Source organism: Devosia polycyclovorans, from assembly GCF_042181575.1.
Taxonomy (GTDB): domain Bacteria; phylum Pseudomonadota; class Alphaproteobacteria; order Rhizobiales; family Devosiaceae; genus Devosia; species Devosia polycyclovorans.
The window spans coordinates 681429-697672 of record NZ_CP170082.1 but is presented as its reverse complement, the minus strand read 5'-3'; the positions used below and the strand labels follow the sequence as shown (position 1 = coordinate 697672).

Genomic DNA, 16244 nt, shown 5'->3' with positions numbered 1-16244 from the left:
CGCGATCCTGCCCGCTGAATGAAATAATATTTCCGGAAACAGAACGGCCGGTGTCCATTTCTGGACACCGGCCGCGGTCAGATCGAGGTGGGCGGTGCTAGAATTCGTCCCAGTCAGCCGAAATGGCGGCATTGCCCTGGCTAAGTAAGGCGCTGGCCGCCTGCTGCACGTTCCTGACCGGAGTTTGTTGCGGGGTGGCGGGCCGCACCGCCTTGCGCACAACCGGCGCCAGACTGACCGCGTCTTCGGCAGCACCGGTCTTGAACACCGCGACGATCCGGTCGAGTTCACTGGCCTGGGCCTCGGTCTGCTCGATGGCCGCGTTGGTCTCTTCCACCAATGCAGCATTGTGCTGGGTCATCTCGTCCAGCGTCCGAACGGCAACGCTGACTTCATCGATCGCCGACGCCTGCGTCTGGCTGGCCTTGGCAATGGCCTCCATCAGCCCCGCGTTTTTGTTGACCGCGCCAAGCATGTCGCGCAGTTGCGTGGCCGCGCTGGAGACCAGATCCGATCCGGATTTGACCTCGTTGGCACTGGCCTCGATCAAAGCCTTGACCTCCGAGGAGGCCTCCGCTGCGCTCTGGGCCAGGCGGCGCACTTCCACGGCCACCACGGCAAAGCCCTTGCCCGCCTCGCCGGCGCGTGCCGCTTCCACCGAGGCATTGAGCGCCAGCAGATTGGTCTGGAAGGCGATGTCGTCGATCATGCCGATAATATTGGATATCTTGGCCGAGGACTGCGTGATCCGCTCCATCGCTGCATTGGCCTTGTCCATGACTTCGCCATTGCGCGCGGCATCGGCGGAAACAGTCATTGCCGTCTGATTGGCGTTCTCTGCCATGCGGGCATTTTCGGCCACGGTGCCAGCGAGCTGTTCCATGGCCGCGGACGTTTCCTCGATGGTCGCTGCCTGCTTGGTGGTGCGTTCCGAAAGATCGTTGGCGCCCGAAAGGATCTCGCCAGTGGCGACCTTGAGGGCGCGCGAGGTGACACGCACCTCGCCGATCACCTTGCTGAGCTTTTCGGCCACCGCGTTGGTATCGGCCTTGAGCTTGGCAAAGGCGCCCTGATACTCCCCTTCCATGCGCTTGCTAAGATCGGCCTCGGCCAGTCCGGCAAGCACCTGGCCAGTTTCGCTCAAGCCGCGCTCGACTGTTTCCACCAGTCTGTTGACGCTGCCGGCCAGGCCATTGAGTTCGGCATCCGGAAACTGCGCATGCACGCGCTTGGTGAAGTCGCCCGCGATCGCTGCATCCACCACTTCACCGAAGGCTGCCTGCAGGGCGACCATCATGTCGGTGCGCTCGATACGCCGGCGCTCGGACGCTGCGCGTTCCTCATCGGTCATCTGGCTGACCTTGAGGCCGTTTTCGCGGAAGACCTCGACGGCGCGCGCCATGGCGCCCACTTCATTGCCCTTGTCGGTAAAAGGCACGTCGATATCGTAATTGCCCTGGGCCACAACATCCATCGTGCCGGCCAGCTTCGGGATGGGCGACATCATCAACCGCGACAGCGCATAGCCCACAGCGCCCAGTCCGACCAGCACAATCAGGCCGACAACCAGAAGAACATTGAGCGCCGCGTAGATCGTCTCTTCGAATGCTGCCTTTTCACCACCCACGAACAAGATGCCAGTAACGTTGCTGTCCTTGTCCACCATTGGATAATAGGCCGTGAAATAGGCTTGGCCCAAGATATTGGCTTCGCCAAAGAAAGCCTCCTGGTTCATTATCTTGGCAAACACCGCCCCACCACGCCCCAGCGGTGTCCCCACGACCCGCTCGCCGGCTGCGTCCTCGATCGTGGTCGTCATGCGCACGAAATCCTGCGCAGCTTCGTCCCACCCAAAGATAGTCGCCTGCTCTCCCGTCACCCTGGCGATGGAATCCACCAGAGCATGATCAATGAAACGCCGCGGCATGCTCCAGACCTGCACAGAGGCAAGATCGCCGTCCTCGGCCCAGCTCACCTCCGTTCCCGGCAAATTCGATTCAAGGATCGTCGCCGCAGCCTTCAGATTGGCGACCTGTTGCGTCATCGCCGAGTCCGAGATCGATGCGGTCAGGCTCAGATAAATGCCAACGGACACACAACTCACCGAAACGAGTACCGTGCAGATGACCAATGCTGCAACGGTCGTGGTCATTTTGATATTGCCCAGGAAGCGCTTGATTGTTTTACCCATGTGCCAGGCCCTTATGGATATAGGTCCGGTTCCCCCGCGGAACCGGCGCCTCTATTGGGAAATATCCTAGAGGAATGGGCTTAATCGATTATTGAGGATAACAAATGTTTGCGGCCCGCACTGGGCGGGCCGCTTATATTGTTCAATGCGAGTGGTTTAAAATTCGTCCCAATCGGCCGCAATGGCCGCATTGCCCTGGCTGAGATAGACCTTGGCGGCCTTCTGGGTCGGGGTGGCGGGACGGGAGCTGTCGCGGCGCGGTGCAGACATCGGAGGGCTGACCCGGTCTGCATCACCCCCTTCAATGGCAAAGATCTCCACGATCCGGTCGAGCTCGCTGGCCTGGGCCTCGGTCTGCTCGATGGCCGCATTGGTCTCTTCCACCAGTGCCGCATTGTGCTGGGTCATCTCGTCCATGGTCCGCACCGCTGCGGTCACTTCCTCGATGGAGGTCGCCTGTTCCGCGCTGTCGCGGGCAATGGCTTCCAGCGACTGGGTGTTTTCGCGAATGGCCTCAAGCATGCTGGTGAGCTTGCCGGCGGCCTCGCCGACCAGCTTGGAGCCGGTGGTCACCTCGCCGCTCGACTGCTCGATCAGCGCCTTCACATCGGAAGATGCGCTGGCCGCGCTCTGCGCCAGGCGCCGCACTTCCACCGCCACCACGGCAAAGCCCTTGCCGGCATCGCCGGCGCGCGCTGCCTCCACGGAGGCATTGAGTGCAAGAAGGTTGGTCTGGAAGGCGATATCGTCGATCATGCCGATGATGTTGGAAATCTTGGCCGAGGAGGCGATGATCCGCTCCATGGCTTCATTGGCCGCATCCATCACCTGGCCGCCTTCCTCGGCGGTCCGGGTCACCTTGGAAGCGCTGGCGCTGGCATTCTTGGCGCGTTCGGCATTAGCCAGAACGGTCGAGGCCAGCTGTTCCATGGCAGCCGAGGTTTCCTCGATGGTCGCTGCCTGCTTGGTGGTGCGTTCGGAAAGGTCATTGGCACCCGAGAGGATTTCCCCGGTCGCCGATTTGAGCGAGCCGGAGGTCCGGCGCAGCTGCTTGACCACTTCGGTCAGCTTGTCGCCCACCGCATTGATATCGGACTTGAGCTTGGCAAAGGCGCCCTCATACTCGCCGGTCATGCGCTTGGTCAGGTCCGTATCGGCCATGGCGCCGAGCACCTCGCCCACTTCGGCAACGCTGCGATCGAAGGTCTCGACCAGATTGTTGACGCTGCCGGCCAGGCTGTTGAGCTCGGCATCGGGGAACTGGGCATGCACGCGCTTGGTAAAGTCGCCCGCGACGGCAGCATCCACCACTTCACCGAACGCGGCCTGCAATTCGGTCATCATCTGACGGCGCTTTTCCTCGTCAGCGACAATGCGGGCAGCCTCGGCCTCGGTCATCTGGCTGACCCGCAGGCCATTCTCGCGGAACACTTCCACGGCACGCGCCATGGCGCCCACTTCATTGCCCTTGTCGGTATAGGGTACCTCGATGTCGTAATTGCCTTGGGCCACCACGTCCATGGTTGCGGCCAGGTTCGGAATGGGTTTGGTGATGAGCCGGGACGCGATAAAGCCGATGACGCCGAACACGGCGGTGGCCGCGCCGCCCACCAGGCCGATCAAGCCCAGGACCGAATTGGCCGCCGCTTCCACATTGCTCATGGGCGTACCCACGAAAATGGCGCCCATGACCTCGCCGTTGGTCTTCTGGATCGGCTGCAGGGCTGCATAATATTCGACCCCATCAACATTGATGGCGCCCTGCACCATCTCCCCGGCATTGAGCCGGGTGACAGCATCGCTATCGCCTGCCAGCGTTCCACCCACAGCACGGGTCTCCGCATCCGCCATCAGGCTGGTCGTCTTGGCAACCATGTCCCCGGTCGCCGAGTCCGTGACGTAGATGGCCGCGTCCTGTTTGGTGACGCGAGTGACCGAATCGATCACTTCGCTATCGTAGAAGGGCGGGATCGCCCAGCTCTGGAAGGAGGCGATGGCGCCCTCTTCATTCCAGGTCAGCACGGAACCGGAAATGCGACGCTCCAGGATGGTGGCGGCCACGCCCAGATTGGTTTCCTGCTGCACTTTGCTATCCGCCATGGACTGCGCATGCAGGCTGAAATAGATCGCGGACGAAACCGCGGCGATCGAGCCAATGATGGACAACATGACAAGCACCAGGATGGTGGTGGTCATGCGCACATTGCCCAGAAAGCGCGCAATTTTCTTCATAGCGGTTCTCCCCCGTTCGGACCCGGCCTTCATTCTGGAAACAATTCCCGAACGGCCCACAGTCGGCACACGCTATGGGAAACTATTTACCGAAAACTGTACGGATTTTTCCGGAATCGATTTCAGTGCCGCTTCCCGGACAAAAAATGTGCAGGTCGCCGCTTTTTTGCGTTCATGCGCAGGCGCGCGGCGTGGCACGAGACCGCATTGGCGTTCATCCGAACCTCAATGCGGCCTGTTCGTCCGTGCCGATTGGCCTAGAACTCGCTCCAGGACACATCGAGTGCTGCATTGCCCTGGCTGAGATAGGCTTGTCGAGCGGTGTTGGTCCGCGCCCGGGCGCCGGGCACTTCAGTCTCTGCCCTGGCTGCAGGCATGACGGGCGAACTTGCATCCCCGACATGAAAAACATCGACGATCCTGTCGAGTTCGGTGGCCTGGGCTTCAGTCTGTTCAATTGCCGCATTCATTTCTTCGACCAGCGCCGCATTGTGCTGGGTCATCTCGTCCATGGTCCGCACGGCCGTATTGACCTCCTCGATCGAGGAGGCTTGTTCCCGGCTCTCCGAGGCGATGGAATGCATCAATTCATTCGACGCGCGGGCCGCTTCGAGGATGGCGTCGAGCTTGGTGGCGGCATCGGCCACCAGGCGCGAACCGCCCTTGACCTCGTCGGCACTCTGCTCGATCAGCACCTTCACATCGCTCGAAGCCTGCGCGGCGCTTTGCGCCAGTCGCCGCACTTCCACGGCGACCACGGCGAAGCCCTTGCCGGCCTCGCCAGCCCGCGCAGCTTCCACCGACGCATTAAGCGCCAGCAGATTGGTCTGGAACGCGATGTCGTCGATCATCCCGATGATATTGGAGATTTTGCCCGAGGAATTGGTGATCTTTTCCATGGCGTTAGTGGCGTTGGCCATGACCTGCCCGCCCTCTTCGGCGGTGCGGGTGACCACGCTGGAGCGCTGGCTGGCATCCTGCGCCCGCTCGGCATTGCTCAGCACGGTCGCGGCCAGTTGCTCCATCGCCGCCGAGGTTTCCTCGATAGTGGCCGCCTGCCTGGTGGTGCGTTCGGACAGGTCATTGGCGCCCGAGAGGATTTCGCTGGTCGCCGTCTTGATCGTGCCTGAGGTGGCGCGCAACTGCCCCACCACTTCGCTGAGCTTCTCGGCCACTGCATTGGTGTCGGACTTGAGCTGCGCCAACGCGCCCTCATAGTCGCCCTGCATACGGCGGGTGAGATCGGTATTGGCCAGGGCGCCCAGCACCGACCCAACTTCGCTGACACCGCGCTCGAAAGTGGACACCAGATTGTTGACGCTGCTTGAAAGCGCGTTGAGTTCGGGGTCGGGGAATTCCACATTGACGCGGCGACCGAAATCGCCAGCAGCGGCCGCATCGACCACCGCGCCGAAGGCATCCTGCAATTCGCTCATCATGCGCTGGCGATCTTCCTGATCGGCCACGATCCGCGCTGCTTCGGCCTCGGTCATCTGGCTGACCCGCTGTCCGTTCTCGCGGAAGACTTCCACGGCACGCGCCATGGCGCCAATCTCATTGCCGCGGTCCACAAAGGGCACCTCCACCGCGTAGTCGCCGGCAGCAATAGCATCCATGGTCTGGGCCAGCCTGGGGATAGGCCGGGTGAGGAGGCGCGAGGCCAGCAGACCGATCAGCCCCATCACCACCAGCAGCACGCCGGCCATGACAGCCAGTCCGGGCAGAGCGGCATTGGCAGCGGCATCGGCCAGCGCCACGTCCTTGCCCACCCAAAAGGCGCCGAGCAATGTGCCGTCGAGCTTGTAAACCGGATAGGCAGCCGCGTTGTAGGTCGTACCCTCAAGCGTCATCTCGCCGTGGAAGGCCTTGCCAGACGCAAGGGTGGTGGCGGCCGGGCTGGCGGGATCCAGCACGAAGTCGAGCAGGCGCTCGCCCTCCGCCTCAGCCTCGAAGCTGGTCGACTTGGCAATGAACTGGCCCTGTGCGTCGAGGCTGAACACGATGGTTTCGCCGCCGGTGACCCGGGTAACCGAATCCACCGCGCCGGTGTCGTAGAAGTTGGGAATGGAATAGGTGGTGAAGCTGACTATGCTGCCATCTTCCTCCGACCAGGTCAGCACCGAGCCGGACAGACGCTTCTCATAGACCGTCGCGGCCGTCTTGAGGTCGGCTTCCTGTTGTGCGATCGCCTGCCCCACCGCCTGGCCGCGCAGGCTGAGATAGGTGCTGACGCTATAGGCAACGATGGTCACCAGAATGCTGGTCAGCAGCAAGGCGGCAATGGCTGTGGTCATGCGCATATGGCGCCAGCCCGTCAGAAATTTCATGGTTCCCCTCCCAACCGGAGCCGAGATCCTCTTGCTCGGCCGCCACACGCTATCCCCTTGAGGCTTAACGACAGGTTGATCTTGTATGGTAGTTATCGAGGCCTGAAAAAGGGCGCCCGCGAGCGCCCTTCGTCAAAGCCGGTTCAGAACTCGCTCCAGTCGGTATCGATCGCTGCATTACCCTTGCTCAGATAGGACTTGGCCGCCGTGCTGAGCTTGGCCTGCAGGCCGCGTGCCCCCTGCGCAATGGTCTTGACCGGGCCTTTAAACCCTGCCGAGGGGGCTATCGGCGTCGCGCCCGCCACCCTCTGTTCCAGCGCGAAAATGTCGACGATGCTGTCGAGCTGGGTCGCCTGGGCTTCAGTCTGCTCGATCGAGGCGTTCATCTCCTCCACCAGCGCCGCATTGTGCTGGGTCATTTCGTCCATGGTGCGAACGGCGGTATTGACCTCATCGATGGAGGACGCCTGTTCGCGGCTTTCGCGCGCAATATTGTTCATCAATTCGCTCGATGAGCGGGCCGAGGCGAGAATTTCCTCCAGCCGGCTGGCGGCATCGGCCACCAGCTTGGAGCCGCCCTTGACCTCATCGGCGCTCTGCTCGATCAGTGCCTTGACATCGCTGGAGGCCTGCGCAGCCGACTGCGCCAGGCGCCGCACTTCCACGGCGACCACGGCGAAGCCCTTGCCGGCTTCCCCGGCGCGCGCGGCTTCCACCGAGGCATTGAGTGCCAACAGATTGGTCTGGAACGCGATGTCGTCGATCAACCCGATGATATTGGAGATCTTGGCCGAGGACTGCGTGATGCGCTCCATGGCCTGGGTCGCCTGGCCCATGACCTGGCCGCCCTGTTCGGCGGTTTGGGTCACGCCCGTGGCCACGCCGGAGGCTTCCTTGGCGCGTTCGGCATTGGCCAGAACCGTAGTCGCCAACTGCTCCATGGCAGCAGAGGTCTCCTCGATCGTGGCCGCCTGCTTGGTGGTGCGCTCCGAAAGATCGTTCGCGCCCGAGAGAATTTCGCCCGTCGCGGTCTTGAGCGTACGTGAGGTATCGCGCAATTGGCCCACGATCTCGGTGAGCTTGTCGGCCACCGCGTTGGTATCGGCCTTGAGCCGTGCAAACGCCCCCTGATAGTCACCCTGCATGCGCTGGGTCAGGTCGGTATTGGCCAGTGCCGAAAGCACCGTGCCTGTCTCGCTGACCCCGCGGTCCACCGTTTCGACCAGTCCGTTGACCGAACGGGCCAGCGTATTGAGTTCGTCATCGGGGAATTCGGCCGTTACGCGCTGCGAGAAGTCACCGGCAATGGCCGCATCCACCACCTGGCCGAAGGCCCGCTGCAGCTCCTGCATCATGGCGGCGCGCTCGGCCTGGCTCGCGACTATGCGCGCGGCTTCGGCTTCGGTCATTTCGTTGACCTTGAGGGCATTTTCGCGGAACACTTCAACCGCGCGCGCCATGGCGCCGATCTCGTCGGCCCGGCGCGCGCCCTTGACCTCGACATCGAGATCGCCACCGGCTAGCGCATCCATGGTGTCGGTCAGTCGCGAAATCGGCCGACTGATCGAACGGGCAAAGAAGAAGCCGCCAACCGCCGCGATGGCCAGCAGGATGCCGCCCACCAGAATGGTCATGTCGCGCATCTCAACCACGGCCGCATAGGCCTCTTGTTCCGGCTGAACTGCAGCCACCGCCCAGGTGACATCATGCACGCTGACCGGCTGGGCACGCACCACCATGGGGGCGCCTCGGTAGTCCATGCTGAGGCCCTCGCCTGTCTCGCCGGCAAAGGCCCCGGTGATGACCGCTGAGGTCAGCGGCGTGGCCAGCACGTCGGCCTCTTCGGTTCGTGGCGATTCGGAGCGCAACAGGCCGTCCTGGCCGACCACCACGACTTCCCCGCTACGCCCCAGGCCGGAAAGGCCGGACACGGCCGTGCTCATGGCGTCTGGCGAAATGGCCAGCACCATGACGCCTGTGCTCTCATCCCCGCTATAAACGGGCATGGCCATGAAGCTTTGCGGCGTCGCGGTGGGCCCATAGATCGAAAAATCGACAAAGGCCGCTTCACCATTCCCCAGGCCCTTGGCCGCGGCAAATGCCTGGCCCAGGCCCGAGGCGGCAGCGGCGCTGTCGGTGACGACATTGGTCACGAAGTCGGTATTCTTGGCGACTGAATAGACCACGTCACCGGCCGCCGAGATCATCAACACGTCCGAATAGCCACGCTCGAGCATGAGCGTGCGGAAGCCGGGGTGATAGCGCTTGTGCACCGGATCATAGCTGGCGCCCATGATGCCGACGCTGTCGACCGCCGCGCGATCTTCAGGATTGGGGCTGTCGGTGACATAGGCCTTCTGCAATTGCGCGGCCGCCCGTTCCTTGAGGCCCATGCGCAGCTCGTCGAGCGAGCGGGTCATGTTCTGCATGGCCGTGACGGTATCGGAGCGCTGTACGAAGAGCCGCAGATCCACCTCGGCACTGGTATAATAGTCGCTGACCAATGCGGCGGCAGTGTTAAGCGAGGCCTGCATCGATTGCTCGCGCTGCTCCTGCACCGTGCCCAGGCCAATCAGATAGCTCGCAATGCCCACACCGGCGCTGACCACCAGCGCCGATCCCACCAGGGCCAGCGGCAATTTCTGCGCAATCCTGAGCTGCGGAATAAACTTCATTATGCTCTTGCTCCCCCAACGGCGACCACTACCCCAAAGTCAACTACGAGCCGGGCGGCTCAAGCGCAGGCAGTCGCGCAACACGAACGCGTTGTCATGAAAACGATACCGGCACAGGCTTAATCACTTCTTACGGACAATTGCGGATCGCCCAAATTTTGGGCAATCAACTGTCACAAGTTGTTGTCTGCAAACGCAAGCGCCCCCGCTGCGAGAGCGGAGGCGTTGTCATGTCAGCAAAGCGGGTTTGATCAGGTCAGCGCGCCAATCACCGCCTCGATGCGCTTCTTCATGGTCGAGGCATCAAATGGCTTGATGATGTAATTGTTCACGCCAAAGGAAATGGCTTCCTTGACCTGCTCCTTGTCCGAGCGGCCGGTGGCCATAATGAAGGGCATGGCCTGGGTCCGGGGATGCTTGCGGATCACCTTGAGCAGGGTCAGCCCGTCGATATCTTCCATGTTCCAGTCGGAAATGATCAGGTCGACATTGGACTTTTCGAGCTTGCCCAGGGCGTCGCGCCCGGACTTGGCCTCGATGATATCCTTGAACCCGAGCTGGGTGAGAATGTACTTACAGATCCCGCGCATGGACTGCTGGTCATCAACGATCAGGACGCTCACAGCGCTCGCTTTTGGCATGGTTTTTCTTACCTCTACGCGCCCGCGGCCTTCGGGCCGCACTTGCACCGAACTCTATGGGCCAAGCGTTACAATTCTCTCAACTGCGCTATTGGCATTCTCGCCTGGCCGTTCACGCTGCCGATTTGAGCTTGACCAGCGCATTGGCCAGCTTGGTGGCGATCTGCTCGACCGGCGCCTGCTCGACCACAGCGCCCTCTTCGAAGGCTACGCGCGGCATGCCGTAAACCAGGGCCGAAGCCTGGCTCTGTCCCACTGTATAGGCACCCGCATCGCGCATCAGTTTAAGGCCGCGTGCCCCGTCCCGGCCCATGCCGGTCAGGATTGCCCCTACCGCCATCGGTCCGACCGTTTTGGCCACTGACTCGAACAGCACATCGACGCTGGGCCGGTGTCCGCTCTCCAGACCATCCTGTCCCAAGCGGCATTTGAGCTGGCCCGATGAGCGCTCGACCCGCAAATGATAATCGCCCCGTGCCACATAGGCATGGCCGGGCTTGAGCACCAGGCGGTCCTCGGCTTCCCGGACGGTAAGCGCGCATAGCTCGTCCAGCCGCGCGGCGAAACGCCCGGTAAAACCGGCCGGCATATGCTGGGCAATCACCACCGGCGGACAATCGGCCGGCATTTCGGCAAGCACGGCGCGAATGGCTTCGACGCCCCCGGTCGAGGCGCCAATGGCGATGAGCGCACCGTCCGGCGCCGCGGCAGTCTTGAGCGCCACCTTACCGGTCCTGGGAGCTTCGGCCCGGCTGGCCGAGCGGCCGCGCACATCGGACTTGGCCGCAGCGCGGATCTTGTCGCGCAGACCAACACCGAACGCATCCAGCCCGCCGGCAAACTCGGCACTGGGCTTGGCGACAAAGTCCACGGCGCCCAGCTCGAGGGCCAATAGCGTTTCGCTCGCCCCCTTCTTGGTGAGTGTCGACACCATCACCACCGGCGTGGGTCTGAGGCGCATCAGCTTTTCCAGGAATGCCAGCCCATTCATGTTGGGCATTTCGATATCAAGGGTCACCACATCGGGATCGAGCGTCTTGATCTTCTCGCGCGCGTCGATCGGATCGGTGGCGGTGCCCACCACATCAATATCGCCATCGCGTGTCAGCATGCGCGCCAGAACTTCGCGGATAAGCGCCGAATCGTCGACGACCAGGACCTTGATGCTCATCATGCAGCTCGCTTGTTCCGTTTTTCACGCGACTGGTAGATCGTCTTGCCCACCAGCCGGAAGCCTTCTCCGCCTGAACCCAGGTTCTCGGAGTGGCCGATATAAAGAAATCCTTCGGGCGCCAGCATATTGGCGAAGCGCCCAAACATCTCGCCCTGGGTGGGCTTGTCGAAATAGATCGCTACATTGCGGCAGAAGATGGCGTCAAACGGCCCCTTCATCGGCCAGGGTCCGATCAGGTTCAGCGGCTTGAACGATATCGGCTCGCGCATGGCGGGGGGAATTCGGATCGACCCGGTCGCTCGCTCGAACGGACGCGTCCGCTCTTTTGAAAGGCCATTAAGCTCGCTTTCCGGATAGACCCCGCCGGCCGCCTTGGCGAGCACGGCCGTGTCGATATCGGTGGCCAGGATCTTGAAGTCCCAGCGCTTGAGTTCGGGAAAGGCCGAGATCAGGTCCATGCTGATCGTATAGGGTTCCTGACCGGTCGAGCAGCCCGCCGACCAGATTCTGAGCCGCGTGCCCCGCGGGCGTTCCGCCATCAGCGTGGCGACATAGTCCCGCAAATGATCGAAATGGTGGTCTTCGCGATAAAAGCGCGTCAGATTGGTGGTCAGCGCGTTGACGAAATCCTGTCCGTCCTTGGCCGAGCCGCCACGTTCCAAATAGTCGATATAGGCGTCGAAGCTGGGTAGCTGCAACGCCCGGACGATCTTGGAGAGGCGGGACACCACAAGCGTCCGCTTGGCCTCGCTCAGCGAAATACCGGCCACGGCATAGACCCGCGCCTTGATACGAGCAAATTCACGCTCGCTGAGGGCAAACTCCCCCTGTTCCATTCAACCACCCCTCATATGCCGGATTTCTTCCGGGCCTAGCTGGCGGCGCGCTGGTCGGCCGCGATCTCCTGATCGGCTGGCTCGGCCATCGGCCTGTGCGGCACAAAAGGCGCCGTTCTGCGCGCTTGTGCCCCCTCTTGTGCAGCGATATTGGCCGGTTCATTGCTTAGATTGCGTAAATTCTGTTTGAGTTCGGCCGTGATTTTCTGCAGCGCTCCGGCCTCTTGCAGTCCGATCTGCGCCTGGGTCCGGCCCTTGTCGGCGATGATGCGGATATCCTTGGCGCTGCGGTTGGTGACCTGGGCCAATTGCCGGACCTCGTCGGCCACCACGGCAAAACCTGCCCCCTTCTCGCCGGCCCGCGCCGCCTCGACTGCCGCATTGAGCGCCAGCAGATTGGTACGGAAGGACACATCCTCGATGCCGGCGGTCATGGTGTCGATCTCGCGTGCCATGCGGTCAATCTCGCTGACCAGGGTCCGGGTCCGCCCCGCAGCTTCCTCCACCTGCGCGGCAAGGTTTTCAGCCTTGTCATTGCGGGCCCGGGCGGCCTGAAGTTCCGCCTCGAGACGCGCCATTTTCTCGACCCCGGCGGCCAGGGCCGCGCGCGCGGTCTCGGCTGCCTTCTCGGTTGTGGCAGCGCGTTCCTCGAACTGGGCCAGCAGCGTCTTGACAGAGGCCAGGCGGGTCTCAAGCCCGACACGAGCCTGGGCCTCATCGCGCTGCTGTTCGTCCAGGCCCGAAAACAGGTCCAGCACCATCTGCGCCTCACCGGCCAGCGGCAGCGGCTTTATGACCGCAACCTGACCGTCCATGACGGCGCGCAATTGGGCGACGCCATCATCGAGAACCTGGAGGGCCGCGTTGATATCCCCCAGCACGGGCTGGCTGACCACAGCATCATCCTCGAAACGGAAATCGGTACGGCCCTGCCGCAGGGCCTCCAGCATCAGGTCGAACCGGTCATCCTCGATGAAGTGCCCGGCCGGCTGCAATTCGAGCGCATAGCGGCCGGACGGCAGGGCCAGCCGCTGCGCGACGAAGCGCCGTCCGTCGAGCAGGACCAGCGCTTCCTCCGGCGCGCCGCCACCGCCCTCGAGATATCCGGCGCCAAACAGCCCGTCGAGGGTTTCGCCCTCCCAGGCGCCGGGTGCCAATCGTTCCATGCCCCGGCTGGCCGCGAGAATGACGCCATGCTCGTCGATCACCAGCAAAGGTGCATCGAGCATGCCAATCGCTGCGCGGAAGTGGTGGGCTTTTTCCAGCCTTTTGCCCAGCCGCGCGACAATGCTGCCAATCGAAGGCGCTTCGCCGGGTCTGTCGGAAAGGCCGGCTGCCTGGACCACGGCGGCCAGGCGCTCGGTTTCGCGCCGGTCGAAGACATACCCGCCGGCAAGGCAAACGGCCACAGCAAGGCCCACCAGGCTCCCCGCCGCGCCGAACCAGCCCGGACCCGGTCCCATGGCCAATAGCAGGCCGCCCGCGCCAGCGCCGAACAATGTCCAGATAGCAGAGGCGGCCAGCATGAGGCGCAATCCCCGGCGGGGGGCGCGCGAATCAACACTCAAGGCAGCACGGTCCGACATGTTCGGACCCTATCGGAGGAATGGTTAACCAAATCTATAAAGCAAAGCCGAGCAGTAAGACTTTCGAAAGCAGCATCGGCGGCAGGACAATTTAGAACAGTTCGATATCGTCCACCGGCGCGGGGACCACAACGCGCCGCCGCGCGATCGCCAATTCTTCCTGCGCCACATTGGCTCCCACATCGCTGTCGAGCCGCTTGACGAAGGCCCGCCCGGTATGGGGCTTGAACAGCACACGGCGCGCAAAGCTGCCGCCCAGGTCCTCGCTGGTGGCCACATAACCTTCATCCGCCAGAAACTGGCGCACGAACTCGATATTCTTGGCCCCGACATCGTCGAGCGCCGCATTGATCTTGCCGCCGCCGAAGACCTTGATCTCCAGGTTCGATTTGCGCCCAGAACCCTGCGTCAGCACCTTGTTGATCAGTTGTTCCATGGCAAAGGCGCCATAGCGGGCCGATGCCCCATAGCGGTCTTTGGCCGAACCCGATTGCTCCGCCAGCAGAAAATGGTTCATGCCGCCTACCAGCGCGACCCTGTCGCGCACGCAGGCCGATATGCACGAGCCCAGCACCGTGGAAAATGTTACGTCCGCAGCATTCGATACATGGCAATCGCCTTGGTGCACCGTGGTCACCACGCCGCGATCGAACTCGGGTGGCAGAGTATTGGTCGGGGGCATATCGTCTTGGTCTACCTCTGCGGGCGAATTAGTTCCGATGGTAGAGGTAAACTCGTTAGCCAATTGCTAACCACAGCGGACGAGTTCGCTGGCCATGCCCAATCGAGCAAGGAGAGGTTTAGAACTTGCCCTTTAGGGTTATCTGAACAGGGCCAGGGAACCATCAATGTCACTGCAGAAACTCGCACGAGAACTGGACGAGACGGCGCGGCAGACCGCTTCCATGCTAGAAGGCATCACCGAAGCGCTCGAAATGCTCGCCGACAAGCAGCTCAGCGCCGACCCCACGGTTCGGCAGGCTGTCCAACACATCATCACCGCGCTTCAGGGCCAGGATCGCATCGAACAGCGCTGCCACAATATGGCGCTCGCGGTTCGCCAGTTTGCACTGCTGCCGCCCACCGCCCCCGATTCGGTCTATGACGAGATCTGGTCCAGCCTGACGCTGGACGAGCTGCGCGTACCAGCCCTCTCGGGCATTGCCGCCCACGGCGCCCACGGCGACGCCGAACTGTTCTAGGCTCTCGATTTCCCATCGAGCACGCTGGCGCCCCCTGGCGCCTTTTTGCGTTTGAACAGGGAGCCTCAGGTAAACTTGTCCGGTCGCAGCACGTTCACCGTGCTGATCATGACCAGCATGCCATAGCTATCAAGAAGCGGACGCAAGTCGTCCAGGAAGCCTTCCGCGCGCACTGGCTCCGCTACGGTCAACAGGGTCACCTTGTGCTCTGCACTGGTAATGAGGTCGTCACTCCAGCTTCCCGAGGAGCCTTGTCCTGAAAGCGTGGGCAAGACTGTGTGCCCGTTGATGCCGTGCTTTTCGAGCAAGCTCACCAGTTCCTGGACGAGGGGAGCATCGACCAGAACCTCGATCCGAATGCGTTCCGAGCCTTGTAAATTCATCCTACCACCCACTGGGCAAGCCACACATAGATCGGAATGCCGATCAGGATGTTGAACGGAAATGTCACCGCAAGCGACATGCCTAGATATAGGCCCGGATCGGCTTGGGGCAGGGCCAGTCGCATCGCAGCAGGCACCGCAATATAGCTCGCACTACCTGCCAGAATACCCAATGCTGCGGCAGTTCCGGCATCCAGCCCAAGCAGGCCACCCAGCAATACACCCAGCGTCCCGTTGACGAGGGCGATGCCCACGGCAAGCGCGATCAAACGCGGGGTAAGGCTGCGTCCGTCCTTGAGCCGCTTGGCTGCCACCAGGCCCATATCGAGCAGGAACAGGCAAAGCACACCCCTGAAGGCACCTTCAAAAACAGGAGCGATCGAAGCAAAGCCTGGTTTGCCGACCACCAGGCCGATAACAAAACTGCCCACCAGCAGCATGACCGAACCATTGGTCAGGGTTTCATGCACCATATTGTGGGCCGGTCGCGTTCCCGCCACGCCATTGCGTTGCGCCAGCAGCAGGCCCGAAATGATGGCAGGCGTCTCCATCAAGGCCAGGACGGCGACCATATAGCCGGCCGCCGGGATCTGTTGACGCGCCAGTATTTCAAGCCCGGTCACAAATGTCACAACCGACACCGAGCCATAGTGAGCGGAAACGGCTGCGGCATTGACGGGGCTGAGACCACCCAGCCCCCGCAGGATCAGGAATACGGGTATGGGAATAAGAAAGCTCAAGCCAATTCCGGCCATCGCCGCAATCATGAGATCGAAGGTAAATCCTGCCTCGGAAACCTCGATCCCGCCCTTAAGACCAATCGCCACCATCAGATAGAGGGAAATTCCCTTGCCGACGGCCTCAGGGATCGCCAGGTCAGATCGCACCAGGGCCGCGAAAGCACCAAGAACGAAGAAGAGCACGACCGGAGAGAGCAGGGTTTCCAACAATCGCCTCTTCGTTGTGCGCGAACCTCCTGCCATTGCAGCATGAGTTG

At 62.2% G+C, this 16244-nt stretch carries 12 protein-coding genes; 1 reads left to right on the top strand and 11 read right to left on the bottom strand.

All coding sequences use genetic code 11. The annotated features are described in order from the left end of the window. Window positions 1–97: 97 nt before the first annotated feature. The 9 genes from ACE4RL_RS03535 to ACE4RL_RS03495 all read right to left on the bottom strand — a co-directional run bounded on the left by ACE4RL_RS03535 (window position 98) and on the right by ACE4RL_RS03495 (window position 14344). Window positions 98–2191 carry a methyl-accepting chemotaxis protein gene (locus ACE4RL_RS03535; protein ID WP_375599149.1) on the bottom strand — a complete coding sequence of 698 codons (2094 nt, stop codon included), beginning with the start codon at window positions 2189–2191 and terminating at the stop codon, window positions 98–100. 156 nt (window positions 2192–2347) lie between these two features. Next, entirely contained in the window at window positions 2348–4423 is a 2076-nt protein-coding gene (locus tag ACE4RL_RS03530; RefSeq protein WP_375599148.1) for a methyl-accepting chemotaxis protein, read from the bottom strand. Between the two features lie 257 nt (window positions 4424–4680). Next, a complete protein-coding gene (locus tag ACE4RL_RS03525) occupies window positions 4681–6750 on the bottom strand; it encodes a methyl-accepting chemotaxis protein (RefSeq protein ID WP_375599147.1) in 2070 nt (689 codons plus the stop codon). A gap of 143 nt (window positions 6751–6893) precedes the next feature. Then, on the bottom strand, window positions 6894–9425 hold the full coding sequence (locus tag ACE4RL_RS03520; protein ID WP_375599146.1) for a methyl-accepting chemotaxis protein: 2532 nt from the start codon (window positions 9423–9425) through the stop codon (window positions 6894–6896). Window positions 9426–9676: 251 nt separating this feature from the next. Continuing rightward, window positions 9677–10066 carry a response regulator gene (locus ACE4RL_RS03515; protein WP_104892861.1) on the bottom strand — a complete coding sequence of 130 codons (390 nt, stop codon included), beginning with the start codon at window positions 10064–10066 and terminating at the stop codon, window positions 9677–9679. 112 nt (window positions 10067–10178) lie between these two features. After that, complete coding sequence (locus ACE4RL_RS03510) at window positions 10179–11237, bottom strand: chemotaxis response regulator protein-glutamate methylesterase (protein WP_375599145.1); 1059 nt, start codon at window positions 11235–11237, stop codon at window positions 10179–10181. Continuing rightward, window positions 11237–12076 (bottom strand): CheR family methyltransferase, encoded by an 840-nt coding sequence (locus ACE4RL_RS03505; RefSeq protein WP_375599144.1) that lies wholly within the window; start codon window positions 12074–12076, stop codon window positions 11237–11239. The genes ACE4RL_RS03510 and ACE4RL_RS03505 overlap by 1 nt, the downstream gene beginning before the upstream one ends. A 35-nt stretch (window positions 12077–12111) precedes the next feature. Then, window positions 12112–13602 carry a methyl-accepting chemotaxis protein gene (locus ACE4RL_RS03500; RefSeq protein ID WP_375599143.1) on the bottom strand — a complete coding sequence of 497 codons (1491 nt, stop codon included), beginning with the start codon at window positions 13600–13602 and terminating at the stop codon, window positions 12112–12114. Between the two features lie 151 nt (window positions 13603–13753). Next, window positions 13754–14344: a chemotaxis protein CheD gene (locus ACE4RL_RS03495; protein ID WP_375599142.1), complete on the bottom strand. Its 591-nt coding sequence runs from the start codon at window positions 14342–14344 to the stop codon at window positions 13754–13756. 166 nt (window positions 14345–14510) lie between these two features. Here ACE4RL_RS03495 and ACE4RL_RS03490 point away from each other — a divergent pair, with 166 nt between their 5' ends. Then, window positions 14511–14864, top strand: a complete 354-nt coding sequence (locus ACE4RL_RS03490; RefSeq protein WP_375599141.1) for a hypothetical protein — start codon at window positions 14511–14513, stop codon at window positions 14862–14864. A 65-nt stretch (window positions 14865–14929) separates the two neighbouring features. On the opposite strand, the gene ACE4RL_RS03485 is transcribed toward ACE4RL_RS03490, so the two are convergent. Further along, entirely contained in the window at window positions 14930–15247 is a 318-nt protein-coding gene (locus tag ACE4RL_RS03485) for a DUF190 domain-containing protein (RefSeq protein WP_375599140.1), read from the bottom strand. Next, on the bottom strand, window positions 15244–16194 hold the full coding sequence (locus ACE4RL_RS03480; RefSeq protein ID WP_375599139.1) for a sodium-dependent bicarbonate transport family permease: 951 nt from the start codon (window positions 16192–16194) through the stop codon (window positions 15244–15246). The genes ACE4RL_RS03485 and ACE4RL_RS03480 overlap by 4 nt, the downstream gene beginning before the upstream one ends. Between the last annotated feature and the right edge of the window lie 50 nt (window positions 16195–16244).

Bases quoted from the DNA above. Each gene is read 5' to 3' on its own strand.
- ACE4RL_RS03515 (WP_104892861.1), bottom strand. From the start codon at position 10,066: ATGCCAAAAGCGAGCGCTGTGAGCGTCCTGATCGTTGATGACCAGCAG.
- ACE4RL_RS03530 (WP_375599148.1), bottom strand. From the start codon at position 4,423: ATGAAGAAAATTGCGCGCTTTCTGGGCAATGTGCGCATGACCACCACC.
- ACE4RL_RS03525 (WP_375599147.1), bottom strand. From the start codon at position 6,750: ATGAAATTTCTGACGGGCTGGCGCCATATGCGCATGACCACAGCCATT.
- ACE4RL_RS03520 (WP_375599146.1), bottom strand. From the start codon at position 9,425: ATGAAGTTTATTCCGCAGCTCAGGATTGCGCAGAAATTGCCGCTGGCC.
- ACE4RL_RS03505 (WP_375599144.1), bottom strand. From the start codon at position 12,076: ATGGAACAGGGGGAGTTTGCCCTCAGCGAGCGTGAATTTGCTCGTATC.
- ACE4RL_RS03495 (WP_375599142.1), bottom strand. From the start codon at position 14,344: ATGCCCCCGACCAATACTCTGCCACCCGAGTTCGATCGCGGCGTGGTG.
- ACE4RL_RS03500 (WP_375599143.1), bottom strand. From the start codon at position 13,602: ATGCTGGCCGCCTCTGCTATCTGGACATTGTTCGGCGCTGGCGCGGGC.
- ACE4RL_RS03485 (WP_375599140.1), bottom strand. From the start codon at position 15,247: ATGAATTTACAAGGCTCGGAACGCATTCGGATCGAGGTTCTGGTCGAT.
- ACE4RL_RS03535 (WP_375599149.1), bottom strand. From the start codon at position 2,191: ATGGGTAAAACAATCAAGCGCTTCCTGGGCAATATCAAAATGACCACG.
- ACE4RL_RS03510 (WP_375599145.1), bottom strand. From the start codon at position 11,237: ATGAGCATCAAGGTCCTGGTCGTCGACGATTCGGCGCTTATCCGCGAA.
- ACE4RL_RS03490 (WP_375599141.1), top strand. From the start codon at position 14,511: ATGTCACTGCAGAAACTCGCACGAGAACTGGACGAGACGGCGCGGCAG.